We start from the raw sequence: 26725 nt of genomic DNA, 5'->3' as shown, positions 1-26725 counted from the left end.
ATGTAAGAATATATACTCATTTCGCTTTTTATAAATTAAGTCCTTTAAAAAAAGCACGCCGTCTACCGGCGTGCTTCTAATTATGCAAAGCCCCTTTTAACCAATCCCGCGCCCGATACGCCCCAACAGGAATTTGAATGAGAGACGTTTCATTTCCAGCATCTATCCCGTACAATTGATCGCATGAATTTGTATCAAAGCTAAGCAACGGATGCCCGCCCATTCCCATAGCGGTCGCAGCAAAAACGAGTTTATGAACGAGGATACCAGCTTCCATTTGGTGAATACGGTATCCTCTATATCCTAATGCATTTGTATAGTAATCTTTCTTTCCGACTACATGTAAGCAAAGTGGTACTTGAAAAAGGTTTACATTATCCATCGTCATACTAGATTGAAGGGGATAACGAAGGTCTCCATATCGAATAGGTTGTATGGAATGCGTTTTACTGTTATAAGCGTAAGCCCCGTTTTCTATATCTTTTACGTTATACAAACATCCATATAATGAGACGCGTGCATTTTCATTTACATACTTACCATCAAGGTCGTTGTAATAAGGGAAGGAGAGGCTCGCTTCTTGTAGTAAAGTAGCGAGCCCGGCTGCATCCCATTTTGTTAAAGTAAAGTCAGCATCAGGGGAATATCGTTTTTTGCAAAGGTGTAAGAAATCATACGATAACCGTTCTACTTTTGGTAGTTGTATGGCGTGAGCGCTATGTTGATAGTATTCTTCATGAGCGAATGTTTGGAAGTGTTCTGTCGATTCGATCATAGAGACTTCATTTAATTTTGTTATCATCGGATATTCATCAACATGCTTTGAGCGAATGAAATGTTCATGTGTTAGCGGCGGAATTTGCTGCAATAGGTCATGGGAAGTAACGGTTTTATGTTCACGAGGATCATTGTAAAACCAAGCTGTATTTTGCTTTGTACTTAAAGGAATAACTGCATACACACTTTCTTCACCTTCAGATAATCCAAGTAAATGATTCATTGCACGGTCTAAAAATTGGAAGTATACTCCATTTGCATAACCGAACGGTTTGGCACATTCGAGTAATTGTCCAATGAGAACACCACTATCTAATCCTTGAAGACGATAGGAAAAATTATTGTATTTAAAGAAGTTTTTCCAAAACATAGTAGATACAAATGCAGCACCAAAACAAGAGTGTAAGTTACAGCGATTGCCGAGTGCGTCTGTAAGATAAGAATCGAAATTTCCTTCACGAAGTAAGATAAGTCGGTGATGTGCGGCGTCATAATGGTAAATACCGTCTGGATAATCGTCAATCTTTAAATATATATACAATTCATTCGGATATAAAGCGCCGCCTGAAGGAATAGATCTTCGTAATAAATTTCTTCCGCTATTTAGCTGACATAATTCGGTTAAACCAAATGAATACAAAAGGTAGTGACCAATCTCATCTAAAGTAGGTGTAGTAGAAGAATTCGGCAAAGATAACGGGATTTCTAAGGAGAGAGGGATAACAGGTAAATTTCGGTACAATTTATACGGAAGTGGTGCGTCTTTCCAGTCCACCTCATGATTCGGCATAATTTCATCAATAGAGAAATGGAGATGATGCAAAAAAGTATTTAGCTGCATGAAATCCCTCCTTTACTATGGAAACGGATGTGGATGTGGATTTAATTTTTCATTCGTTAAAGGTTCATCTGTATATCCAAGTGTCATCGGTACAGTATACACTCGATCCAGTCCTGTAACCCGGGTGAGATGGTGACCGAATGTCATTGGTAGCATGCCTGGAATAATGACTTTTACACAGTGTAATCCGTTCTTTTCTATAAGGGGAACGGTCTGATCTACAACGATTACTTCGAGCTCAGATTGATGTAAACGATTTAAAAGTTGATGAAGATCGGACGTTAAATCCATGTGAAATGATTGCAATGTATTCATTTCTTGGAACGTTTGGACGGGAGCATCTTCACGTAAAAGAAAGTGAAGACGTTCTTCCGCTTCTTTCAATCCGTACAGCATACTATGGTCTTCCATTTTATTAACGAGATAAGGATCTTGTAAGCAGTTCTCGTAGTACTCTCTTTTCTGCTCAAGTTCATCATCTGTTATAAGTAACATACCTGCTATTTCGTGAATGGCACTTTTTAGAGCGCGGACTGGGTCTAAATGAGAGCCTCCCGCACAGACAACATTCATCCCATTTGCACGCGTATTTTTCGCAATTACCCATAAGCTCGGGATGCCGTGTTCCATCGTCGCATTAAAAGCATGTAGTTCATATCCAGTAATCGTGTGTAACCGCTGGATCATTAATTGTAATTCTGTATCATTTGCTGAACTAAGATCAAGGCGGGGAAGAGGTAATTCAGCATACCAAGTGAGCAGGAAGGCGTCACGCTCTACAATTTCTAAAATGCCGTGAAAAATTGCTTCTTCTAAACTACCACCAATTGCACATCCATTTGATGTTTCATACACGAAGGCGTCTCGATGACCAAGGCTATAATAAGCGATTGATTCTGGAATTAAAATTGACCGGTTTTGTGACAATGAATATCCCCATACCCAGTTTTGTTCATAGTCAGGATCAAATGGTTTAAATGGAAAACCATCACGATTATAATGTTCATTTGTGTGTACACCGAGTGAGAGGGGATTCAGTGCGTGATCCTCTACATCATGAAAACTACCGTGTACATTTGTCTTTTTCCCTCGAGGTGACATACCACAATATCTTTCTAAACCTTCTAAAATAGCAGTTGCTTCACTCATTGCAAATGAATGAGTTCGACCTGCAACACCTTCATTTCCAAACATTAAAGGCATGTTTATAATAACGTCAGCAAATGGTAATAAAGAATGCTGCATTTTTCCGTTCAACATACCAACTCGGTAATCTAAATAATCTCTCGTTAAAAATGTGTTTAGCTCATGTATGGAACGGCATCGATATGTTTCATTACTTGTTTTTAAGCTCGGTTGTAAAGAAATCTCTGCCGCATCCGCCGTATCATCAGGTAAATTACTACACATGGGGCAGAGAGGATCAGGAAGAAAAGAATGTCGTGTACATTGCAATGTTTGTAAGTTTAGTAAAATGAGTTCATTTTCTAAAGAAGAATGTCCGTTAGCTAATATTTTTTCCGCTTCAGCATGAATGAGTTGGCACATTTGCAGAATTCCATTTTGGGTAGCACGTACATCACGTCTCGTCACATTATCCGCTTTTAGCGCATATTTCCGCTGTAATTCCCACATTTCTTTCTGGTCAAATCCAGCAATAAAGCGTCTTCCATCAGCACAATTGGTACATCCAGCTGCAAGAGGATGAATGTAAGGACCGATAATACCTTCACCAAATGAAGTAAACCCACGTAGCCATGGAATATGATTTGACCGAAAAATTGGCTCAGCATCATGATGAATAGTAGAAGGAGAGCCGTCGTGTAATACGAGAGCGAGTTGGACATTTTCAGGGAGTTCTTCTGTAATAGTATGTTGGCGAATGATGGAGTATTGTTCGCACAATTGATCATGTACATAGTCTGCAAGAAGGCCATCTCCTATAAGTAATATATTTTGAGTCATAGACCGTCCTCCTTTGCAATTAATACCCCGTACACACCGTCTAGGTTTTCTTTCAAAAATGATTCAATCGCTAAATCAAATACGAATGGATAAAAATTATGTTTTTCTAAATGTTGTAAGGCGAGCTGTAAAGATTGTACGCCTGGAAGTTCTTCTTCCGCTTGTATTTCCACTCTAAAAGAATCGGTGTCATATAAAACAATAGATGAGTCCGGCAAAATATTAGCTCGGGAAGGAGTTTCTTCATTTTGAATATGAAGAAGCGATAGTTGTAGTGCGCTTCGTAACGCTAACGTCATATTAATATTCGATGCGCCATACCATCTATCATTTATACCGACCCAAACGACTGGAAAACTTAGAATCTCTTCACCCATTGCTATTATAGGTGTTTCGTGGGTTGTAGAAAGGGAATCGTAATAAAACCTACAATGTTTATCATGAATTTCTGTTACGTCGATCGTTGTAACTTCTTCTAGCATATGTGACTGTCGTTCATACAGTTTATTGTTTACATGTTGTTGTAGTGCCCGGTATACACCTTCTGTCATCGTTTCCCCAGCGCCGATACCGATATAGTTATGTTCAGGAATAAGGCGATGAATAATTTCTGCTACATATGTTTCAATTCCTGTTAAACCAGCTTCACGGCGTGCTTCATTATGGGTCAATCCGCCGCAAGTCATAAGGGGCAGGAGGGAAGTCGGGCCATCTGATAGTGGAGTAGCTACTTGAATATTGCATTGTGATAACGGTAATTGATATAAATCTTGTTCATCCCAAACGTGGAATATACCAGCTTCTTTAGAAGTTAATGAATCGAAAAAACGGAACAATTCAGTTGAAGTATGTTGGTTGGACCGATGCTCAAGTTTTTCGGAAAGATTTTCTATCGTATCGATTGTAAAGCTTTCATCAGTAGCAAGAGGGTGTTTTATAAAAGGATGCCATGTTCCTTCGAGTGTTTCATAGTTTAATAAAAAGAATTGTGGTTCCTTTTCTCGGTAAGAATCATTAGCGACATGTTTAAATAATTCAAAAACAATTATATTTGCTAACATTGCAGATGTAATAGAAGAGAAGGAATCTGGTGAATTTTCATTTTGCAAAGTCGTTTCATGTAGCCGATGCCATGCGGATTCCCAGCATTCTTCATGATTTGCCGTTACGACAGGGCCGGCTAAACCGAAATTTGCTAAACAAATAGCTGGTATGAAGCTTTTTCCTAGTTCTCTACAAATAGTGTGAACTGCTCTTAAGCCTTCAATATCTCCATCTTGAGAAACGTACAAAATCCAGTCGAAAGGTTCGAATACTTCATGCAGGGGACGATCAATCGTCGTATCTATTTCTTGAATAAGTACATTGTCATCAACTTCATGTGCACGTTCTATTAGCTCCTGAATTCGGGCATAATTTGTTTCAGCACGATCTGTAACGAGGTAATGAAATGTAGGTAAACCAGATTCAAGTAAAGAAGAAACTAAGGAAGTAAGCATATATCCTGAACCAACTATAAGGACATTCGCAGCGCGGTACGTTTCGAATTTTAAAGCACCTGAATGAGAATCAGCTTCTAGAAATTCAATTTGCGAAGCGTATCTATCGAGTAATGAGCTGTTTAATTTATGAGGCGCATCTTGACTTACATCACGAACGAAACCATTTTCATATAAAATTTCTCCGATTTCAAATACACGATTTTGATAAGGGAGAGGGAGTCCGTCTGTTATTTCTGCTAAAGAATAAGTACCATTAAACATAGGCATTAATTTTTCAATCCAGTTATAAATCCCATCACCGTCCATGCGGAATGAACTGGCATTATTTCGAAAATAGACACCCCCGTTTGAGTCGGGAAGAAAGAAAGTATCCTTATTTGCTTTAAGTTTTGCATGAGCTGGAAGGTTATTCATTTTAATCCTCCTTACGTTTTAGGCATACATTATTAACGTATGTCATGTGATTTGTCCCGTATGAACGCAATAAAAAAAGGCTGTAGAATGATTCATTCTACAGCCTTGAATAGACTATTAGTCTATCAACCTTCTAATAATAATGATTTTGGATCTTCAAGCATATCTTTAACAGCAACAAGGAAGCTAACGGCTTCTTTACCATCAACAATACGGTGATCGTAAGATAAAGCGATGTACATCATTGGACGGTTTTCCATACGCTCGTTATCGATTGCAACTGGACGTACTTGAATTTTATGCATTCCTAAAATACCTACTTGTGGGCTGTTTAGGATTGGTGTTGACATTAGAGAACCGAATACACCACCGTTTGTAATTGTAAATGTACCACCTTGTAGTTCTTTTAATGAAAGTTTGTTATCGCGTGCTTTCATACCTAAATTACGAATTTCGCTTTCGATTTCAGCGAAGTTTAATTGGTTAGCATCGCGTACAACTGGAACAACTAATCCATCTGGAGCTGCTACTGCAATACCGATATCATAGAATTTTTTAATGATAAGCTCGTCACCTTGAATTTCAGCATTTAATAATGGGAATTGTTTTAATGCTGCAACAACTGCTTTTGTGAAGAATGACATGAAACCAAGACGTACATCATGTTTTTTCTCGAAAGCATCTTTGCGTTCTTTACGTAATTCCATGATTGCACTCATATCAACTTCGTTAAATGTTGTTAACATTGCAGATGTTTGTTGAACTTCTACAAGACGTTTTGCAATTGTTTGACGGCGGCGGGACATTTTCACGCGCTCAACTGGTTTTTCGAATTCAGTTTTTACAGCTGGAGCAGGAGCTGGACTCTTTGGAGCAGCTGGTGCTTCTTTTGGTGCTGCAGCATGAGCTTGTACATCGTGTGGTCTCACACGTCCAAGTGGATCTGTGCTACGTACGTCGTTTAAGTCAATTCCTAATTCACGAGCCATTTTTCTAGCAGCTGGTGATGCGATAGGGCGGTTTGTATTTGGTAAACCTTGTAGAGTCGTAGTTTGTTCAGCACTTGGAGCTGCTGCTTTCGGTGCTTCAGCTGTTTCTTGTTTTGGTTGCTCAGCAGCCGGTGCAGGTGTACTTACTGCAACTGGTGCGCCGTTTGCATCTAAAATTGCGATAGTTGCGCCAACTTCAACTGTATCCCCAGGTTCGCCTAGTAACTTCGATACAATACCTGAATCTTCTGCAATGATTTCTACATTGACTTTATCAGTTTCAAGCTCAACAACGCTGCCACCTTTCTCAACTTTGTCGCCCACGTTGATAAGCCATTGTGAGATAGTTCCTTCAGTAATAGATTCTGCAAGCTCAGGTACTTTAATTTCGATCATTTTAAATGTCCTCCCCTTATTTGCCTAACGGTGTGTTTTTTCTTCTTTTAACTTCGGTAATCTCCATTTGTTAGCCTGACCTTGGGCAGATATCCTGCCCAAGGCAAGCTAGAAACCTTCATTCTTACTTTTAGTTGCTGTAAACTTCGATTTCTTGTTTATCTTGACGGAAGTTATACTTCACATCTAAAGCGTGTGCAACAATTAGTTCTTGCTCAGCTTTGTGAGCGAATGGATCGCCACCAGATGGGCTAGAACGATCTGGGCGTCCAATGTAACCTGTTTTCACTTTATCTCCAGCTAGTTCGAACAGAATTGGAGCCATGTAATGCCATGCGCCCATATTACGAGGTTCTTCTTGAACCCAAATAATTTCTTCTAAGTTTTTAAAGCGTTTAATAATAGATTGAACTTTCTCAGCTGGGAATGGGTACAGCTGTTCAATACGAACAACATGAACTTCGTCTAAGTTGTACTCATGTTTACCAGACTCAATTTCTGCAGCTAAGTCAATCGCCATTTTACCTGTGCTTAAAACAAGACGTTTTACTTTGTTTGGTTTTGTGCCAAGGTTTTCTTGTTCTAAAGCAGGTTGGAAACGTCCTTCGCTTAACTGACTAGCAGTTGAAAGCGTAAGTGGGTGACGTAATAAACTCTTTGGCGTCATCAATACTAATGGTCGAACAGCTTCTGTTCCTAAGATAGATGCTTGACGACGTAAAATATGGAAGTATTGTGCCGCGCTCGTTAAGTTTGCAACTGTCCAGTTGTTCTCAGCAGCTAACTGTAAGAAACGCTCTGGGCGTGCACTAGAGTGCTCTGGTCCTTGACCTTCATAACCGTGTGGTAATAGAAGAACTAAACCAGATTTTTGACCCCATTTTGCTCTTCCTGCTGAAACATATTGATCAAATAGTGCTTGCGCAGTATTTGAGAAGTCACCATATTGCGCTTCCCACATAACAAGGGTTTCTGGAGCGAATACGTTATAACCATACTCGTAACCAACAACAGCAGCTTCTGATAACGGACTGTTATGAACAGAGAATGAAGCGTTGATGTTTGGTAAACGATGTAATGGTGAATATGTTTCATTTGTATCCGTATCGTGTAATACGATATGACGATGCGCGAATGTACCACGCTGTGAATCTTGACCAGTTAAACGAATTGGCGTACCTTCTTGTAAAATAGAAGCGAATGCTAATGACTCAGCAAGTGCCCATTCAATTTTACCGTTCTCTTCAAGAGCATCTTTACGGCGCTCAAGAATTTTCTTCACTTTCGGATATACGTTAAAGCCTTCTGGCCAAGAGAGTAGACCTTCATTAATTGCACGAAGTGAGTCAATCTCAACACCAGTATCAATTGACTGAATACCTTTTGCGACAACATCTGGCACTTTAACGTGAATCGTTGCATCGCTCGTATCAGCTGGTGGTACTTGTGCATAGTCAGACTTTAATTGCTCTTGTATAAACTGTGTAATAGTTTCAACCTCATCTGCATTTAGAACACCAGCAGCTTGTAATTGATCTGCATAAATTGCTCGTACAGTAGGGTGGTTTTTAATCTTTTTGTACACTTGTGGTTGCGTAACTGCTGGGTCATCCATTTCGTTATGACCGTAGCGGCGGTAACCAATTAAATCGATCAAGAAGTCTTTTTTGAACAACATGCGATATTGAATCGCAAGGTTAGCTGCAGCAAGACAAGCTTCCGGATCATCAGCGTTCACGTGAACGATTGGAATATCAAAACCTTTTGCAAGGTCACTTGAATATTTCGTAGAACGAGAATCATAGCTATCAGTCGTAAAACCAACTGCATTGTTTGCGATAACATGAATTGTTCCGCCCGTTTGATACGCGTTCAATCTGCTTAAGTTGAGTGTCTCAGACACAATACCTTGACCAGGGAATGCAGCATCACCATGAACTAAAATTACGAATGATTTTGAAGTATCTTGTTCTGGAAGACCTGATTTTTTACGGTTTTCTTGAGCCGCACGTGCGAAACCTTCTACTACAGGATTAACGAACTCAAGATGACTTGGGTTATTTGCTAATGTAACGCGAGTGCTAACTTCTTCATTACTAACGACTTGTTCTCTACCTAAATGGTATTTTACATCGCCAGTCCAGCCAGTATTTGCTACTGCGCCTTCTATTTTTGCATGTTTGAACTCAGCAAACATGTGACTATACGGTTTTTCTAGTACGTGTGCAAGTACGCTTAGACGACCACGGTGAGCCATACCAATCATGACATCTTCTACGCCGTTCTTAGCACCTTCTAGAACAATTTCATCTAGAACAGGTACAAGCATATCAACGCCCTCGATAGAGAAACGCTTTTGCCCAACGAATGTTTTATGCAAGAATTGCTCGAAACCTTCAACAGCTGTTAAACGTTTTAAAAGAGCAGTTCGTTTTTTATTTGATAGTGGTTGACGCAATGAATTTGATTCCACCATTTGATGCAACCACGCGCGTTCTTCACTATCTTGTATATGAGAAAATTCATAAGCTAAAGATTTTGTATAAACGTCTTTTAATCTATGAATTACATCAAGTGCAGTGTGAATACCTTCTGGTGCATCTTGCCATACTGTTTTTGCTGGAATCGCTTTCAAATCAGCATCGCTCAGTTCGTTCATTGCTTTCTCAAGAAGAGATTGTCCATTTGCAGCATCTTCCATCGGATTGATGTGAGCCAACGTATGCCCGAAAGAACGAATCTGTTCAACAAGTTGAACGACTTTAAGAATCTTTTCAATGTTCCCTGTGTTTTGAGGAGAAAAATGTGTTGCTGTGTTGTCCCCTGTTACGACATCATCTTGAAACGAAGGAGCTCCAAAAATTTCAAAAAGCTCTTGTAATTCCGGATCAACAGAACCTGCTCCAGTTACGTAAAGATCATACTGCTCAATAACATAACCAAGGTTCGGACCGTGGAACTTGGCCCAAGGGTTTGTCGTTGTATTCTTCCTCGTCATTTGTTTAAACCTCCCAATGCATATAATCCTTTTCCATACAAAGGTGCATTTTGCTCTTTTTCAATAAGTCATGAATCAATAATCAGTGTAAATGTTTTCTTTACTCTTATGTTATTACAATAATTTACATAATACCAAACACTATTACTTATCTGTTTTGTAAAAAAACATTCACAATAACTTATCACCCAAGTTAATCTTTCATGTTATAAAGTAATTTTACAGAAAAATGGGGTGGATATATTTGGTATACCTATACTAATAACTATAATTGTTGCATTTAAATATAGGTATAATAGTTAGAATGTTTCGATAAAATGTGATTCGAATTATGTATATTGAAATAATAAGCGCTTTCATTGATATTATACAACAATATAACGGAATATAGTATAAAAAATAAAAAATTATGAATTTATCGTAAACTTTATTTCGATAGTGTTAAATAACGAAAGGAAAATGAAGGATTTCTACAAAAAAAGTGGCTAAACATAAAAAATGCTTCATAATCCGTTAGTTTCTATCAATATGCCGAAAAACACCGTAAAACCAATAATGCATTTCATGAAATAAAGAGGAGAATGAAATATTTTAAAAGGATAAAACAAATATGGAGATATTAAATTTCCCTAAAAATGGGGAGGAGATATAGTAACAGATATATACATTGTTCCATGTTTCGTTTCAAAATAGACGTGCTGAAATTGAAAAGTTTCTTCTATATAAATAGTGTGAAAAACAAATGAAATAAATGTAAAGGAAACTTGATGTAAAGTTACCTTTACATTTATACTCGATATAAGGAAGGAGGGAGAAATTTCCTTGGAAAATAAAATGGTCGAATACCGAAAAAAATTTGGACTATCTCAAGAAAAATTGGCTGAGAAACTTGGAGTTTCCAGGCAAACCATTATCTCAATTGAAAAAGGGAAATACGATCCATCACTTCCGTTAGCATTTGAAATAGCGAAAACATTTCAGACAACGATAGAACATGTATTTATTTATGAAGGGAAAGAAGAGGGGGAATAGGGATGAATTATTCACAAAAGTACTTTGTTATTATGGGAATCATTTTTCTATTTATGAGTGGATTTATGATATTAACAGGTATAATGACGCATTCTGCACCGCCAGCTATCACTTATCCATTGCTAGGGCTGATGATTATGAGTTTCTGCCTAAGTTACTTGCACCCACAATTTAAAGAAAAAGATGAGCGAATGAAACTTATTCGTTATAAAGGAATGTTCGTGACCTTTTTTGCACTAACAGCGTATTATCTGCTTTTCTCTATTGGCTTAAACTTAAACGTAATTACACTATCTGCGGTTGAACTATTAAACATACTTATGGCACTCACAATGAGTACCGTCTTTATCTCATTTGTTGTTTTGGCAAAAAGATATTAAGATGGAAAAGAGAAAGGAAGATTAACATATGCAAATGATGTATGCTTTTGGCATGGGGCTTGTACTATTTTTAGCCGTATTCTTATTTATTCGTAAAGACGTTCAAGGCGGGACGTTAACGAAAAGAGGATTTTATAAAATGATTGGCTGTTTAGTTGTTATGTTTATAGCAATTATCGTCATGATCGTTTTAATAAAGCAATCACTGTAAAATTGAAAAATGGAACCTTACTTCGGTAAGGTTTTTCTTTTTGATAACAAAACAAAAATTACCATAAAAACCATTTACTATCTATTTCCTATATTATATAATCCAATAAAATGATAGATAAGGAGAATAGTATATGAATAAAAAAACTATCTTCTTTATATTAACTTGTCTACTACTTGTAGCTAGTATTACTTATATGATATGCAATAAACGAGAACCAGTGCCACCTATGTTAGTATGGGACGAACAAGAATACTACGTTACGGATGAACCTGCCGAAGCAGAAGAAGTTGGGCAAAAACTTGGAGAAGTAACAAAGAAAATTAAATTAATTAAAAGACCTATTAAAAATAGTGAATCTAACACATTACAAGAAAAAACAGAAGTATTTACAATGAGAGTAGAAGAAAAGGATCCTCACCCAGCTTTAATTATAAAAGAGCCTTATAGTGAAGAATATAGGGTAGTAAGGCCGATGGTGAAAGTACTATAAAAATGAAGAAACAAATTTTAATAGAGAGTAGTGAACGGTATGAGATGGAAAGAGGGAACCTTTGAAAAAATAGAAACAAATGACTCATCTATTGAGCAGCTTACAGATACATTTAAGAAACAAAACTTAAATGGTGGAGCGGTAATAAGCTGTTTTAAAGTACATAACGAAAATTTTTTCAAAGAAATACCGCATGGAGAAGATGGACACGAGCACTTTTTCAGAAGAATCTTCAACTCTTTAGATATAATACATAACTTAGAAGAGTTACAAATACATACATCAGACAAATATAAGTTTCGTTTTAAAGAGCAGCTGGCAGTCATGCTTGATGGTAGCATTGCCGCTCAAATTTTATGGGGCGGAGCATATGAAGGATTTAAGGAACGACCAGTTATCGCAAAGCAATTAGCGAACGATGTATGTCAATATATGTTTCAAGATCGATACGAACATATTAAAGTGTTCGAAAGCTATCGTCCTTGGACAGATTGGTTTTACGATGTTGCGTGGGATATTACTTGGATGGTGTTGGATAGTAAGGAGCGTAAATTGTGGTTGATTTGTGCTACGGATACGGATTGATGGGAGAATATATAAGTAAAGCCTTGTAGAAATATTACAAGGCTTTTTGTTTGTCTGGAAAAAATAGAAAACAAATCATATAAAAGATATACTAAAAAATGTTTGTAATGTAAGTTTTATACTATTGTATAGTGCTTGATTACTAGAAAAGATAAGAGGAGAATGAACGTGCAAAAGATAAAAAAATTATTACTGTTAATGATGGTAGTAGGATTAACAGTAGGTGTTTTAGCAGGATGTGCAAACCCGAAAGATACTGTTGAAGAATTTTTAACAGCAGTGCAAAAAGGTGATATAGACAAGGCTCGTACATTTGTTATAAGTGAAAAAGAGTTCAGTAAACTAAATGAAAAAACAGACGACGCTGAAGCGAAAGCAATGCTAAGCGCAATTACGAAAAACTTTAAATTTGAAAAGCTAGAAGAAGTATCGAAAAAGGATGACAAAGCAGAAGTGAAAGTAAAAGTTACGTCTGCCGATCTATCCGTTGCTGTAACAAAAGCAGTAGGAGAAGTTATGCCAATGGCCTTCGCTAGCGCCTTTAGTGAAGATAAAGAGCAATCTGAAAAAGCAATCGAAAAAACAATGACATCAACTATCATCAAACATTTATCAGATAAAGATGCAATAATGGCAACTCGTGAAGTTACATTGAACTTAAAGAAAGACAAAGATGGCGACTACAAAATTGTTGGTGATGATAACCTACAAGAAGTGTTGTTTGCTAATGCGAAATCTTTGGAGAAGATGTTTGGTGGGAAATAATTGACTTAGATAAACAAGAGACACTATATCACGTAAAAGGTTGATATGGTGTCTCTTGTTTATTCATAAGGGTTGTTTTCCTCCTTGATCAACTTGTGAACTGGACTCTAGGGATGTTGTATGAATCAGTGTATTCGTTAGAGTTACTTTTGATGTTAATAAGTTTGTTAGCTGAGTGGGCAAATAATTGTAAGTCGTCAGATATAGAATTAGACATACAAAAAACGCCATCCCTTCCTATAATTCTACAGTAAGAATAACGTCTTTTTTGCTTAATGAATAGTGTGAAACCTTAGCTTTATGATAATGTAACGGTACCTCGTTTATTCGTTTGATAACATTATATATTTACATAATTTTCGTTATAGGAAGTTAAGAGAATAAACTTGTTTTATTATGTTGGAGAAGGGAATCTTGCCGCTTCAAAGTGCATAAAATCTACGGTACCTAAAAGTGGTTCAGGAACAGTCTTACCATCTGTGGTAGCTTGGGCAATAACTTGTACATTAGATCCTGCAGGTAATTTTAAGATAGTGGAAACACTCACTAGATTAACAATCTCTAATTCTTCGCTTAAAAAATCATTATCAGCAACTACAGCTTCTCCGTTTATTGTGATAAATATCCTTGCGCTATAACTTGCAGGAACATCAGGGAAAAAACCAATACTTGCTATAATTAGATATACTCCATTTTGTTTTGGAGTAAAAGTTGAAGTAATGGGATTATATTCATTGTTTAAATCAAATATCTCATTAGGATATGAAATTAAAGTTAGATCAGCTGGACCTACAATTTGTTCAAATGCTCTATTAATAGCTCGAAAGCCTGATTGAGGTATAAATATGGGTTCTGAAACGGGAAACGCACAGGGTATGAAATTTCTTGCACTATTTAAATCCAAGAATAATCAAACTCCTTTTTAGTAAGATTTAATATATTAAATGCAAAATGAGTCTTTTTTCTTGTATGGTTGTCCATTTCTTTCTAACATAATTTGTGAATGAGAATATAATATTCATTCATGGTAGCCATATAAGATTGAATTGTACGAGGGGACAGATTAGCGAACTCCTTTTTCTCCTTGAAATTCTTCATAGCAAACTTAAGTAGCATTTTCTTTTCAGTCCTTTCTCAGTTGTATGGAAACAAAAAAAGAGGACTACCTCTGAGCCAGCTTGATTAGCTGACTAGAAGTAGTCCTCTTTTAACTTGTGGTGTCTGATGGAGGCCTCCACAGTTTTAGCTTTTGAGAATATTCTCTCAAGCCTTGGTACTATTAGGATTTATGACCCCGGAGAGGCTCGAACTCACGACCTCCACCCTGTCAAGGTGGCGCTCTCCCTGCTGAGCTACGGGATCTTCAAAAATGATTATGTATTTGCACTTTTAATCATTATGTTAAAGCAATTATATATAATTAACTGAAAATTTACAATATTTTTCGTGTAGTAAGTTTTTAAAGAGGTAGTGTAATAGAAAATAGTCTTTATTTTAGAGTTGTATTAGTATGTATGTTTTTATATTTAATAAATAGAAGATACTGAGGTGTTATGATTTCCGATACCAATCCAAAGGCCCTTCATCACTCAAATCAACTAGAAAAGGAAATAAGAAGTGTAAAGGTAAGCTTATAAGTTCTGGCATAGCATTCACTGTTTTCTTTGATAAATATTGCCTTCCGAAGCAATATGGACAATCTTTTTCAAATGTCGTGAGTATCGACCAAACCTCTTTTACTTTCCACTTTGTTTTACAATATGTACAACACGCCATGGATTTCCTCCTTATTTTAAGTTGTTTTCTAATATGTTCCATTTTATTGTACGACAGTCAAGTGTATTTGAAGTGATAAAATGTGAGTTTTTTGTAAAAAGATAATAAAACTATTAAATTTCATCACACGAAACAAGCATACCCCGGTTCTGAATTTAGGACGGGAGTATGCTCGCTTAATTTTCGATATAGTGTATTTCATTGTACTCAACATATATCAATAAAGCTAAGGTTTATTCAATGATCGTGCCCGATTGGTGAAGGCTGTTTACACATTGCCCATATAACTCCGTGTTAAGTTTGGGAGAACAATTTTTCCGTTCTTACTGTATTTTTCGAATAACTCTGATAGGAGAAGAACAAAATTTTTATACTCTTCGTCATTTTCTTTCGGAGCATAGGACGCTGATAAATTCCTTCCCAAAAAACTTTCATAATCAAAAAGTAAATCATTTTGATATTCTTTAAACTCATACTTTCCATCTTTAAAAAAGCTGTTAAAAATTTCTGACGTTTCCTCAATTCCACCGCTAAATCCTTTGAAATTCGGGCAGGTCTTCTGGCAAATTTCTGCATTCTCTTTAATAATCGGACTAGTTACATCTCTACTATTCCAAACAAGAGCAACATTTGCCTTTTGTTTCAAAATTCGTTGGCATTCGATTTTGAAAGCTTCTTTATCAAACCAATGAAATGCTTGAGCAACAGTTACTAAATCCACACTATTTTCTTTTAAAGTGGTATTTTCGGCAGTTGCTTTTATGGATTGAAAAAGAGGATATCGTTTTAACGATTGCTCTGCCATTTTTCTCATGTCATCATTTGGCTCAACTCCAATAACATGCAAACCACTTTCAAGTAACTGACGGCTAAATATCCCCGTACCTGAACCAATATCGGCCACAATCTGATTCTCATTCAGTTCGTTAGCCGAGAGCAAATAATCAATATATTCTTTAGGATAACTAGGGCGATATTTCGCATATATATCGGCCTTGTCGGTAAAATTTTCTGTTGTTTTCACAGTACTACCTTCTTTCCCGCTGTATTATGTACAGAAATAGGAACCAAATAGTAATTTACGCATCAGTCTTTAAGTCTACAATGTAAGAGCCCAGTTAAATGGAGCTACCTTAGTTCCCTTATTCAAATTATACTATTTTACATGATATCTTCCAAAAGGCTATAATTCCTTACTTAACTAAACGGTCCAATTGTTGAATAACATGACCAGCGTTTTTTAAACAACTTTATTATGTTTGAAACTGTACATTTTTAAGGATCTATTTAGTAATGTATGACCATTTGTATATCGTACGAGGGTTATGTAGGATAAGAGATTGCCATTTTCAATATCCGAATTGGCCAATATATCCTTTTTACAATTTACTTAAAATCATGTATAACAGAGATACAAGATTATTTTATAAATATTCAGGAGTAGAGGGAGAAAAATTGTAATGGTGAGAAAAACGTTCAAGATGCGTGTGTCTAGAAATAGAACGATTTCGATTAATGGTTCGATTCTTGATGTGGATGTTACACATGATGAGTTTTTGCAAGAGTTTGTTGAGTGGGTCGATTCTAAAGGGTGGTCATTTATGGGGATGACGGATGAGATTACGCCCGAGGAAGCTAGTCAAAATTTAATAGATTCGTTGATTGATGAGAAGGATAAGAAAGAGTAATTCCTTCTTATTTTTATTGTATATTTATGTTCCTTATCGTAAAAGTATGATATAGTAAAAAACAGTGAATGTTCTTCCAATTTAATACAAATTACATAAAGATTGGTGGATTCATATTTTTGTTAGGGGAGTAAATTGAAAAGGGAGAGTCATATGGTAAAATTTAAGAAGATTTTGGCTTTTATTACAGTTATTTGTTTATTTTTTTTGACACCTATGACATTACATGCTGAGACAAATATCGGAGTAAATCCAGAACAAGTGGCACCACCACCTGCGGAAGGACCAAATGTTTTTAGTCAGTTTGCAGCTACGGTTGATGCGAAAACGGGAGATATGTTGTATGACAAAAACGCACGTCATCGTGCATTTCCTGCTAGTATGACGAAAGTGTTAACAGCAATTTTACTTATGGAGCATACGAAGCCTGAGGATCAATTTACGTTTTCGCAATTAGCGTTAGATCAGGAGAAGAGTAATTATCAAATTGAGTTTCAACCTGGCGAGACAATTGATCGCAATACTGCACTTATGATTTTAATGGTGCTGAGTGCGAATGATGTGTCGTTTGCGATCGCGGAGCGTATTGGCGGGAGCGTTGAGAACTTTGCTAATATGATGAATGAAAAGGCGAAGCAATTAGGGGCGACAGATAGTCATTTTGTAACACCGAATGGATTGCATGATCCAAATCATTATACGACGCCGTATGATATGGCTATGATTACGAGAGGTGTGCAAAAGTATCCTGAGATTTTGCAAGCGATGAATACGAAAAGAATAAGTGTTACGACATCTAGGCAGACGGTTTCTATTTTTAATAAATCTACTTATTTTGAAAATCCATACAGTATTGGTGGTAAGACGGGCTTTACGAATGAAGCGCGTAATACACTTGTTTTATTAAATGAGAAAGATGGAAATCGCATTATAAATGTAGTAATGGCTTCTCAAAGACCTGAAATTTATGAAGATTTAAAGCAGATGGCGGAGTATTCTTTTGGGCAATTTGTGAAGCAAACGGTGCTAGATAAACAGAGTTGGCATCAAAAGACAACGTATTTAAATAAAGATATTGATAGCGAACTTGAAAAAAGTGCAGAGCTTATGCTTAAGAAAGATGAAGGGAAGAATGTGAGAACTATTTTCCGAGCAGCTTCATTAGATAAAGACTCTTTGTATCATAAGGGAATCCAGCGTGGTGAGGTAGTTGGTGCAGTTGATATTACGAAAAATAATCAAACAATTGCGACGATAAATGTTCTTTCAAAAGAAGATGTTACTTTTGCGATGCCTAAAAAAGATACAGTTGCGCCGGAAGTAAAGGAATCAAATGTGAAAGTGATAAGTGTTGGGATAGGCGCGATTGTATTATTGGGAGCCATTGTATACGTAGTGTTGCGCCGAAATAGACAAGGGATAAAATCAGAGGAAAAGTAAAAACGCATGAGGACTGTGAAGAGATTTCGTCACAGTCTTTTTCTATGATTAAAAAGAGAGTTAACTAATAATTGTAAATTTTCTCATTGCAATTATATAAAGTTCGTTATATTATTTACTTGTGTTCTCGTTAAAGAACGTAAGGGTATTACATATTTCAAATAATATAAAACAACGGAGAGGAAGAGAGACGATGAAATTCGTTTGGAAGATTATTAGCAACGTTATCTCATTTGTTTTATTTGCATTGATGGTTTTTTTAGCTTTTATAGTTATTTCGTCAAAGGCGAGTGGTGGGGATCCGACAGTGATGGGATATCAATTTAAATCCGTGCTATCAGGCTCGATGGAACCAACATTTTTAACAGGGTCAATCATCGCGATAGAGCCAACGAAAGATGGTTCTAAATATCAAAAAGGTGATGTGATTACCTTTAAAGAGAAAGATGGAAAAATTATCACTCACCGTATTATCGGTGTGAAAGATACAAATGGAAAAGTAATGTATGAAACAAAAGGGGATAACAACAACGGGCCAGATTTAGAGCCAGTGCTTGTGGAGAATGTAATTGGGAAATATGCGGATATTACAGTTCCTTATGTAGGATATGCATTAAATTATGCTAGTTCAAAGGCTGGGGCTGCATTGCTTCTTATTATTCCAGGAGTCTTTTTACTAGGCTATTCTGCGATTTCTATTTTTAGTGCAATTCGTAGCATCGACGGAGAAAAGAAAGAGAAAAAAGCAGAACAATCCGTCTAGTGTGTTTGGTTATACTTTCCGTTTAGGAAGTTGACAAATATATAGATTAAGGGGATATGGACATGACTTTAAAGAAAAAATTAGGAATGGGTATCGCATCAGCAGTACTAGGAGCAGCGTTAGTTGGTGGAGGAACATTTGCATTTTTCAGCGATAAAGAAGTGTCAAACAATACATTTGCGGCTGGTACGCTTGATTTATCATTAAATCCATCAACAGTTGTTAATGTATCAAATTTAAAACCTGGGGATACAATTGAAAAGGAATTTAAACTAGAAAATAAAGGCTCTTTAGATATTAAAAAGGTTTTACTGTCAACAGACTATAAAGTAGAAGATGCGAAGAATGATAATAAAGATGATTTCGGTAAACATATCGAAGTAACATTCTTAAAAAATGTAGATAAGCATGAGACTATTGTGAAGAAAACTACATTAGATAAATTGAAGAAGGATACACTTACAGCGGTTGATAACGATTTATCAGCTTGGTTCTGGGATGAGAAAGGTATTTCTGCAGGTAAATCTGATACATTCAAAGTGAAATTTGAGTTTGTTGATAATAAAAAAGATCAAAATGAATTCCAAGGCGATAAGTTACAATTAAATTGGACGTTTGAGGCACAGCAAACAGCAGGTGAAGAAAGATAATAAAACAGGGCTATCAAATAGGTAGCCCTTTTTCTATTTTTCTAGTATATAGCTATCATTTTGTATCGTTCTTTATTATAATAAAGATAGTGTTCTGTATAAAGAACGTAATGTTCGATGGGAGAGATTAAGATGCTGAAAAGACCGCGTAATTTAAAAAAGATGCTTATATTGCCGTGTATGTGCTCTATTACGTTTTATTTAGGATCTCAAATTATGACGCATACAGAAGCGGCATTCATTCATGAAACGAAAGTAGAAGCGACCCTTTCTACAGCAATTATATTTCCGAAAACAGTAAATACGTTTAAAGAGCAGGCTGAGCAACATAAACAGTTTATTGAACATGAGTATGGGACGATGAAGGAGAAATTAGCAGTGACATCTATTGAAGAAATAGAACAGGCAATCACTGTATGGCAACAAGGACGTGAGAAAATTGTTTCTGAGAAGGAAGCACTCCAAAATGTATATACTGAAATAGAAGCCCCTTACAATCAAATACAGGAAGAATTAAAAGTGAATAAAGGTGAGTCGATTCAGCAAGTAGCTTTATATGTGAATGAAGGTTTTCATAGTATAAAAGATAAACGCGATTATATTGAGAAAGAAATTAATTTGCAAGCTATTGATGAACAAATTCAGTCTCTTCATCAGCAATTAAATGATGCAATAGAAGCAGAGAAGCAAGCAGACGAACAGAAACAAGTAGAAGAGCAGAAAAAAGCAGAAGAGCAGAAACAAGTAGAAGAGCAGAAAAAAGCAGAAGAGCAGAAAGAAGAAGAAAACCAAAGAGAAGAAACAAGTAGAAGAGCAGCAGAAGAGCAGAAACAAGTAAAAGAACAGAAGCAAGCAGACGAACAGAAACAAGTAGAAACAGCTAAAAAGCCTGAGCAAGGAACTCATGAAACGATTTCCACCAACTAATCAAGAGAAATAATTGGTGTTGAGTCAGAGAATATAATAGAACAATATGGCGTTCGTCATGAAAAAACGATACATAGGAGTGTGAGGGAGTATATTCCCTTGCACTCCTATGTATTAATATAAAGATTAAACTTCGGAAAAATCAGAATAATATTGAGAAATAAAAATAACTGAAAATATTAATAAATATGTATTGTATTTATATAGTTTTGTTCGTTATAATGAACTTAAGGTTTTTAAAAAAGAACAAACGTTATTTAGACCAATCTATTTTTAGTTACACCTCTTATTTCGAAATAAGAGATAACAATATAAAAATACAAAAAACAGCTAGGGGGAATTGATTGTGAGTCTGAAAAAGAAATTAGGTATGGGAGTTGCATCAGCGGCATTGGGGTTATCTTTAATTGGTGGAGGAACATTTGCATTCTTTAGCGATAAAGAAGTATCAAACAATACATTTGCAGCTGGGACGTTAGATCTTACATTAAACCCTAAAACGCTTGTAGATATTAAAGATTTAAAACCAGGGGATTCTGTTAAGAAAGAGTTCTTATTAAAGAACAGTGGTTCGTTAACAATTAAAGATGTTAAATTAATAACAGATTATACTGTGAACGATGCAAAAGGTGATAATGCTGGTGAAGATTTAGCTAAGCATATTAAAGTAAAATTCATTTGGAACTGGGATAAAGAAAGCGAGCCTGTATATGAAAAAACTTTAGCAGAGTTAAAAGATTTGGATCCGGATGTAATAGCTAAAGACGTCTTTGCTCCTGAGTGGGCTGAGAATGGTGGTTTAGCACCAAATTCAGAAGACTACTTATGGGTACAGTTTGAATTCGTAGACGATGGAAAAGACCAAAATATTTTCCAAGGTGATTCATTGAATTTAAAATGGACATTCAATGCTAGCCAAGAAGCTGGCGAAGAAAAATAATAAAAAAGCGGGTATCCCCCGCTTTTTTTATAAAGAAAAAGAAGTGCCAGTTGTAAGCACTTCTTTCTATGTATTATTTGTGATCTTGCTTCCATTTTGTAAATTCAAGAAATTCACGAAATTGTTCTTTGGAGACACCGGAGTTCATCGCCTCTTTAACGAGCTGTGTCCATTCGGAGTCTAGGTTAGCTTCCTTTGTTGTTTCATCATGAAGTAAAGTATCAACTGGAATTTGTAGAACTGCTGCGATTTTTTCAAGAAACTGAATGGAAGGGTTTTTTTGCAAATTTCGTTCTATCGAACTAATGTAAGATTTAGCAACACCAGCTTTTTCGGCAAGTTCAGTTAATGAAATGCCTTTTTGTAAACGAAGGCGTTTTATACGTTCTCCAATCATATTTGCGCACCTTTCTATCAATATGTAGTCGTCTTATGATGTCATTATTATAACATTATTATAGCATAAACTTCGTTAAAAAGAACAAAGCTATTGAGCCTGACTTGATGGCTTCATACGTTGGAAAAAGTGTTCAATATCTTGCAGGGCGATACCGGCATCTAGAGCTTCAAGTATTAAATCAATCCATTCTTGGTCCAGTGCGTCTGTCTTATCTTTGTACAAGTGTAATTCCTCCCTAATTATCGGTCATAATTGCTGCTACAGAATAAATGATAATGAATCGAATTTTGTATTTTATGTATCGAATTATCAAGTATTGTGTAGATAAAACAAAGATAAAATCCCCATTAAACTCCCTCAATGGAAATAATTATAAATTGTTCGATAAATATTTTCAATATTTTCAGAAAACATTGTTGAATCGTGATATATTCGTATGCTAACTATGAAATTTTTACAAATATATTAAAAAAATTACATAATATAACTAAATATTGAAAAAATATTGAATTTTTAATAAAATTCAATATGTAATACATATTATTTATTAGGGGAGGAAATAAGGGATGAAAAAGAAACCATTTAAAGTGTTATCATCAATTGCTTTAACAGCTGTTCTAGGTATTTCATTCAGCGCTGGCACTCAATCTGCTTATGCTGAAACACCTGTGAATAAGACAGCTACGAGCCCAGTTGATGATCATTTAATTCCAGAGGAGCGTTTAGCAAATGCGCTAAAAGAACGTGGGGTAATTGATTCGAAAGCTTCAGAGACAGAAACAAAGAAAGCTGTCGAAAAATACGTAGAGAACAAAAAGGGTGAAAATCCTGGGAAAGAAGTAACAAATGGGGACCCACTTACGAAAGAAGCATCTGACTTTTTAAAGAAAGTGAAAGATGCGAAAGCAGATACGAAAGAAAAATCAGAGCAACCTGCAACGGGGACACCTGCAGCGACAGGTCCAGTGAAAGGTGGTTTAAATGGTAAAGTACCAACTTCACCAGCAAAACAAAAAGGATATAACGGTGAAGTTCGTAAAGATAAAGTACTCGTTTTACTTGTAGAGTACGCTGATTTCAAACATAACAATATTGATAAAGAACCTGGTTACATGTATTCCAACGATTTTAATCAAGAACATTATGAAAAAATGTTATTTGGTAACGAGCCGTTTACGTTAGATGACGGAAGTAAAATCGAAACGTTTAAACAATATTATGAAGAGCAATCTGGTGGTAGTTATACTGTAGATGGAACAGTTACAAAATGGTTAACAGTTCCTGGTAAAGCTGCTGATTACGGTGCTGATGCTGCTACAGGTCATGATAATAAAGGACCAAAAGGACCACGTGATCTAGTAAAAGATGCATTAAAAGCAGCTGTAGATAGCGGTCTTGATTTATCACAGTTTGATCAGTTCGATCAATACGATGTAAATGGTGATGGAAATCAAAATCAACCTGATGGTTTAATCGACCACTTAATGATTATTCATGCGGGTGTTGGACAAGAAGCTGGCGGCGGTAAATTAGGTGATGATGCAATTTGGTCACATCGCTGGACAGTTGGGCCAAAACCATTCCAAATTGAAGGTACACAAGCGAAAGTTCCATATTGGGGCGGAAAGATGGCAGCATTTGACTACACAATTGAACCAGAAGATGGAGCTGTTGGTGTATTCGCACATGAATATGGACATGATTTAGGTCTGCCAGATGAGTATGATACACAATATAGCGGTCAAGGTGAGCCGGTTGAAGCTTGGTCTATCATGAGTGGCGGAAGCTGGGCTGGTAAAATTGCAGGAACAACGCCAACGAGTTTCTCACCACAAAATAAAGAGTTTTTCCAAAAGACAATCGGTGGTAACTGGGCAAATATCCTAGAAGTAGATTACGAGAAATTAAATAAAGGTATCGGTCTAGCAACATATTTAGACCAAAGTGTTACGAAATCTGATCGACCAGGTTTGATTCGTGTTAACTTACCGGATAAAGATGTAAAAACGATTGCTCCAGCATTTGGTAAACAGTATTACTACAGCACAAAAGGTGATGATCTACATACAAAGATGGAAACACCGCTGTTTGATTTAACAAATGCAACGACTGCAAAATTTGATTTCAAATCATTATATGAAATTGAAGCAGAGTACGATTTCCTTGAAGTACACGCTGTAACAGAAGACGGGAAACAAACGTTAATTGAAAGACTTGGCGAAAAAGCAAATAGCGGAAACGCAGATTCGACAAACGGAAAATGGATTGACAAGTCATATGATTTAAGCCAATTCAAAGGTAAGAAAGTAAAATTAACATTTGATTACATTACTGATGGTGGTTTAGCATTAAACGGATTCGCTCTTGATAATGCGTCATTAACAGTAGATGGTAAAGTTGCATTCTCTGATGATGCAGAAGGTGCACCACAATTCAAATTAGATGGTTTCGCTGTTTCTAACGGAACAGAGAAGAAAAAACATAACTACTATGTAGAGTGGAGAAACTATGCTGGTTCAGATAACGCATTGAAATTTGCTCGCGGTCCAGAATATAACACAGGTATGGTTGTATGGTATGCGGATTCAGAGTACACAGATAACTGGGTTGGCGTACATCCAGGACACGGTTTCCTTGGTGTAGTTGATTCTCACCCAGAAGCAATTGTAGGAACTTTAAATGGTAAACCGACAGTTAAGAGTAGTACACGATTCCAAATCGCTGATGCGGCGTTCTCATTCGATAAAACGCCAGCTTGGAAAGTTGTATCTCCAACGCGTGGAACGTTTACGTATAATGGCTTAGCAGGTGTGCCGAAGTTTGATGATTCTAAAAAGTATATCAATGAACAAATTCCAGATGCAGGACGTATTTTACCGAAGCTTGGTCTAAAGTTTGAAGTAGTAGGACAAGCTGATGATAATTCTGCAGGTGCTGTTCGTTTGTATCGTTAATACTGTAAAACTACCGGGAGATTTTCTTTCGGTAGTTTTTTATGAGCAATGAATTTTATAAAAAAGAAAAAATTATATATAATGTAACTTTACGAATAAAAAAGTTCTATATAAATAATGAAAGAATTGGATAAAGTGAATTTTTAATCAGGGGGCATCCCGGCTGATTATTAGTTCGGCTCGCATCTAACATCCTTGCATTCGCTGGATTTTGAGGTGAGAGTCTTACTGCTCGTTAATAGCGAGATAAAACTAGCGGGAGAAGGTGAATGGATGAGCATTTCTTCTATTGTAAAGAAACAAAAGGAATATTTTTATAATGGACATACAAGAAGTATAGAAACAAGAAAAATAAATTTGAAGAAGCTTTATGACGGAATTCAGCGTTATGAAGATGAGATATTTCAAGCATTGAAAGTAGATTTAAATAAGTCAGTTCACGAATCATTTACAACAGAAATAGGATACGTATTAAAAGAAATTTCTTTTCAATTAAAACATATTTCATCGTGGAGTAAACCGAAGCGTGTTCGAACAGCACTTACTCATTTCGGATCAAAGGGGAAAATAGTACCAGAACCGTATGGTGTGACACTTATTATTGCACCGTGGAACTATCCGTTTCAATTAGCAATTGCACCACTTGTAGGAGCACTGGCAACTGGCAATACAGTCGTTTTAAAGCCATCAGAGTTAACGCCAAACGTTTCAAAAGTGATTGTGAGAATAGTAGAGGAATTATTCCCAGAAGAGTTTGTAGCGGTAGTAGAAGGTGGCGTAAAAGAGAGTACAGCTTTGCTAGGGGAACCTTTTGATTATATTTTCTTTACAGGTAGTGTTGGCGTTGGGAAAGTTGTAATGGAAGCGGCAGCGAAACAGTTAACGCCACTTACGTTAGAACTTGGCGGAAAGAGCCCCTGTATTGTACATAAAGATGCAAAAATAGATGTAACCGCAAGACGAATTGTTTGGGGCAAGTTTTTAAATGCTGGGCAGACGTGTGTAGCTCCTGATTATATGTACGTGCATTCTTCTGTGAAAGAACAGTTAATTGAGGCACTGCGACATGAAATTACGGAGCAGTATGGAAAAGAGCCGCTCAATAATGACAACTACGTACGAATTGTGAGTGAGCGGCATTTTGAACGATTATGTACATTTTTGAAAGATGGTAAAACTGAAATCGGTGGAAATTATAAAAAAGAAACGTTACATATTGAACCGACAGTGTTAACAAATGTTACATGGCAAAGTACTGTTATGGAAGATGAAATTTTTGGGCCAATCTTACCAATTATAGAATATGACAAAATAGAAGATGTCATTGACACAATTCAGCAACATCCGAAGCCGTTAGCTTTATATGTATTTTCTGAAGATAAAGAAGTACAAAAGAAAGTGACGAGTAATATTTCATATGGCGGAGGTTGTATTAATGATGTGGTCTATCATCTTGCAACGCCATATTTACCTTTTGGAGGCGTCGGAAGTAGTGGATTAGGTAGTTATCATGGGGAAGAAAGTTTTCGGACTTTTTCACATTATAAAAGCATTTTAGCCCAATCTACAGCATTCGACATGAAAATTCGTTACTCTTCTACAAAAAGTGCTTTAAAATTCATACGAAAGTTGTTAAAATGATGATGGTGTTTATCAGTAGGCGTAGCCGTATGATAATAGCCCCTTCGCAATGGAAGGGGTTTTTCTGTTCGACGTTATGTATCGTGCGAAAATGAATCAAACATACTACATAAAGAATAGAAGCGAACGCTTGTTAAATAATCATTTTTGTTTGGATCGAAACAAAAAATAGTCTATAGAACATAAATATTTATTCAT

Annotated in this window: 24 protein-coding genes, 1 tRNA gene and 1 pseudogene; 14 read left to right on the top strand and 12 right to left on the bottom strand. The window is 36.3% G+C overall.

The features are described 5' to 3' along the window. Positions 1 to 76 precede the first annotated feature (76 nt). From DN410_RS06680 to odhA, 5 genes are all read right to left on the bottom strand, one after another. Entirely contained in the window at positions 77 to 1618 is a 1542-nt protein-coding gene (locus DN410_RS06680; RefSeq protein ID WP_149175901.1) for a SagB family peptide dehydrogenase, read from the bottom strand. 15 nt (positions 1619 to 1633) lie between these two features. Then, on the bottom strand, positions 1634 to 3583 hold the full coding sequence (locus DN410_RS06675) for a TOMM precursor leader peptide-binding protein (protein WP_149175900.1): 1950 nt from the start codon (positions 3581 to 3583) through the stop codon (positions 1634 to 1636). Then, positions 3580 to 5499, bottom strand: coding sequence for a putative thiazole-containing bacteriocin maturation protein (locus DN410_RS06670; RefSeq protein WP_149175899.1), 1920 nt, complete (start codon positions 5497 to 5499; stop codon positions 3580 to 3582). The genes DN410_RS06675 and DN410_RS06670 overlap by 4 nt, the downstream gene beginning before the upstream one ends. Before the next feature lie 125 nt (positions 5500 to 5624). Continuing rightward, the gene (gene odhB / locus DN410_RS06665; protein ID WP_000569899.1) at positions 5625 to 6884 is read right to left on the bottom strand and encodes a 2-oxoglutarate dehydrogenase complex dihydrolipoyllysine-residue succinyltransferase; all 1260 of its coding nucleotides are present in this window, start codon (positions 6882 to 6884) and stop codon (positions 5625 to 5627) included. A 130-nt stretch (positions 6885 to 7014) separates the two neighbouring features. Beyond that, positions 7015 to 9882 carry a 2-oxoglutarate dehydrogenase E1 component gene (odhA, locus tag DN410_RS06660; RefSeq protein WP_149175898.1) on the bottom strand — a complete coding sequence of 956 codons (2868 nt, stop codon included), beginning with the start codon at positions 9880 to 9882 and terminating at the stop codon, positions 7015 to 7017. A gap of 822 nt (positions 9883 to 10704) precedes the next feature. Here odhA and DN410_RS06655 point away from each other — a divergent pair. The 6 genes from DN410_RS06655 to DN410_RS06630 all read left to right on the top strand — a co-directional run bounded on the left by DN410_RS06655 (position 10705) and on the right by DN410_RS06630 (position 13348). Further along, positions 10705 to 10914, top strand: coding sequence for a helix-turn-helix transcriptional regulator (locus DN410_RS06655; RefSeq protein WP_000428506.1), 210 nt, complete (start codon positions 10705 to 10707; stop codon positions 10912 to 10914). Between the two features lie 2 nt (positions 10915 to 10916). After that, on the top strand, positions 10917 to 11294 hold the full coding sequence (locus tag DN410_RS06650; protein ID WP_149175897.1) for a permease: 378 nt from the start codon (positions 10917 to 10919) through the stop codon (positions 11292 to 11294). Between the two features lie 28 nt (positions 11295 to 11322). Continuing rightward, the gene (locus DN410_RS06645) at positions 11323 to 11505 is read left to right on the top strand and encodes a DUF3976 domain-containing protein (RefSeq protein WP_149175896.1); all 183 of its coding nucleotides are present in this window, start codon (positions 11323 to 11325) and stop codon (positions 11503 to 11505) included. A gap of 133 nt (positions 11506 to 11638) precedes the next feature. Then, complete coding sequence (locus tag DN410_RS06640; RefSeq protein WP_149175895.1) at positions 11639 to 11998, top strand: hypothetical protein; 360 nt, start codon at positions 11639 to 11641, stop codon at positions 11996 to 11998. A gap of 39 nt (positions 11999 to 12037) precedes the next feature. Continuing rightward, positions 12038 to 12583, top strand: coding sequence for a hypothetical protein (locus DN410_RS06635; RefSeq protein ID WP_149175894.1), 546 nt, complete (start codon positions 12038 to 12040; stop codon positions 12581 to 12583). 168 nt (positions 12584 to 12751) lie between these two features. Then, positions 12752 to 13348, top strand: coding sequence for a DUF4878 domain-containing protein (locus tag DN410_RS06630; RefSeq protein WP_149175893.1), 597 nt, complete (start codon positions 12752 to 12754; stop codon positions 13346 to 13348). A 394-nt stretch (positions 13349 to 13742) separates the two neighbouring features. Here the strand turns inward: DN410_RS06630 and DN410_RS06625 are convergent, their stop codons facing one another. The 5 genes and pseudogenes from DN410_RS06625 to DN410_RS06610 form a co-directional block, all read right to left on the bottom strand. Then, positions 13743 to 14252, bottom strand: a complete 510-nt coding sequence (locus tag DN410_RS06625) for a hypothetical protein (RefSeq protein WP_149175892.1) — start codon at positions 14250 to 14252, stop codon at positions 13743 to 13745. Positions 14253 to 14356: 104 nt separating this feature from the next. Beyond that, positions 14357 to 14464, bottom strand: a pseudogene (locus DN410_RS28720) (integrase); the annotation flags it as partial. Between the two features lie 173 nt (positions 14465 to 14637). Then, positions 14638 to 14710, bottom strand: a tRNA-Val gene (locus tag DN410_RS06620). A 189-nt stretch (positions 14711 to 14899) separates the two neighbouring features. Further along, the gene (locus DN410_RS06615; protein ID WP_149175891.1) at positions 14900 to 15124 is read right to left on the bottom strand and encodes a hypothetical protein; all 225 of its coding nucleotides are present in this window, start codon (positions 15122 to 15124) and stop codon (positions 14900 to 14902) included. Positions 15125 to 15392: 268 nt separating this feature from the next. Beyond that, a complete protein-coding gene (locus DN410_RS06610) occupies positions 15393 to 16148 on the bottom strand; it encodes a class I SAM-dependent methyltransferase (protein WP_149175890.1) in 756 nt (251 codons plus the stop codon). 436 nt (positions 16149 to 16584) lie between these two features. On the opposite strand from DN410_RS06610, the gene DN410_RS06605 reads away from it, so the two are divergent. From DN410_RS06605 to calY, 6 genes are all read left to right on the top strand, one after another. Next, positions 16585 to 16812, top strand: a complete 228-nt coding sequence (locus DN410_RS06605; RefSeq protein ID WP_000251865.1) for a hypothetical protein — start codon at positions 16585 to 16587, stop codon at positions 16810 to 16812. A 153-nt stretch (positions 16813 to 16965) separates the two neighbouring features. After that, positions 16966 to 18252, top strand: coding sequence for a D-alanyl-D-alanine carboxypeptidase family protein (locus tag DN410_RS06600; protein ID WP_149175889.1), 1287 nt, complete (start codon positions 16966 to 16968; stop codon positions 18250 to 18252). 193 nt (positions 18253 to 18445) lie between these two features. Next, positions 18446 to 19015, top strand: coding sequence for a signal peptidase I SipW (gene sipW, locus DN410_RS06595; protein WP_149175888.1), 570 nt, complete (start codon positions 18446 to 18448; stop codon positions 19013 to 19015). A gap of 62 nt (positions 19016 to 19077) precedes the next feature. Beyond that, a complete protein-coding gene (locus tag DN410_RS06590; protein WP_149175887.1) occupies positions 19078 to 19665 on the top strand; it encodes a CalY family protein in 588 nt (195 codons plus the stop codon). A 117-nt stretch (positions 19666 to 19782) separates the two neighbouring features. Beyond that, positions 19783 to 20592: a DUF4047 domain-containing protein gene (locus tag DN410_RS06585; RefSeq protein WP_149175886.1), complete on the top strand. Its 810-nt coding sequence runs from the start codon at positions 19783 to 19785 to the stop codon at positions 20590 to 20592. Positions 20593 to 20938: 346 nt separating this feature from the next. Continuing rightward, positions 20939 to 21532, top strand: coding sequence for a biofilm matrix protein CalY (gene calY / locus DN410_RS06580; protein WP_149175885.1), 594 nt, complete (start codon positions 20939 to 20941; stop codon positions 21530 to 21532). 73 nt (positions 21533 to 21605) lie between these two features. On the opposite strand, the gene DN410_RS06575 is transcribed toward calY, so the two are convergent. Both DN410_RS06575 and DN410_RS06570 read right to left on the bottom strand, forming a co-directional pair. Then, positions 21606 to 21929 carry a helix-turn-helix domain-containing protein gene (locus tag DN410_RS06575; protein ID WP_149175884.1) on the bottom strand — a complete coding sequence of 108 codons (324 nt, stop codon included), beginning with the start codon at positions 21927 to 21929 and terminating at the stop codon, positions 21606 to 21608. 90 nt (positions 21930 to 22019) lie between these two features. Beyond that, positions 22020 to 22154, bottom strand: coding sequence for an anti-repressor SinI family protein (locus DN410_RS06570; RefSeq protein WP_000276217.1), 135 nt, complete (start codon positions 22152 to 22154; stop codon positions 22020 to 22022). A 344-nt stretch (positions 22155 to 22498) separates the two neighbouring features. Between DN410_RS06570 and inhA1 the strand changes: the two genes are divergently transcribed. After that, entirely contained in the window at positions 22499 to 24886 is a 2388-nt protein-coding gene (gene inhA1, locus DN410_RS06565) for a M6 family metalloprotease immune inhibitor InhA1 (RefSeq protein WP_149175883.1), read from the top strand. A gap of 273 nt (positions 24887 to 25159) precedes the next feature. Next, positions 25160 to 26527: an aldehyde dehydrogenase gene (locus tag DN410_RS06560; RefSeq protein WP_149175882.1), complete on the top strand. Its 1368-nt coding sequence runs from the start codon at positions 25160 to 25162 to the stop codon at positions 26525 to 26527. Positions 26528 to 26725: the final 198 nt, after the last annotated feature.

Origin of the sequence: Bacillus sp. SH5-2, from assembly GCF_008368905.1 — a bacterium.
In the GTDB taxonomy this organism is placed as follows: domain Bacteria; phylum Bacillota; class Bacilli; order Bacillales; family Bacillaceae_G; genus Bacillus_A; species Bacillus_A luti.
This window is presented reverse-complemented; position numbering and strand designations above follow the sequence as displayed.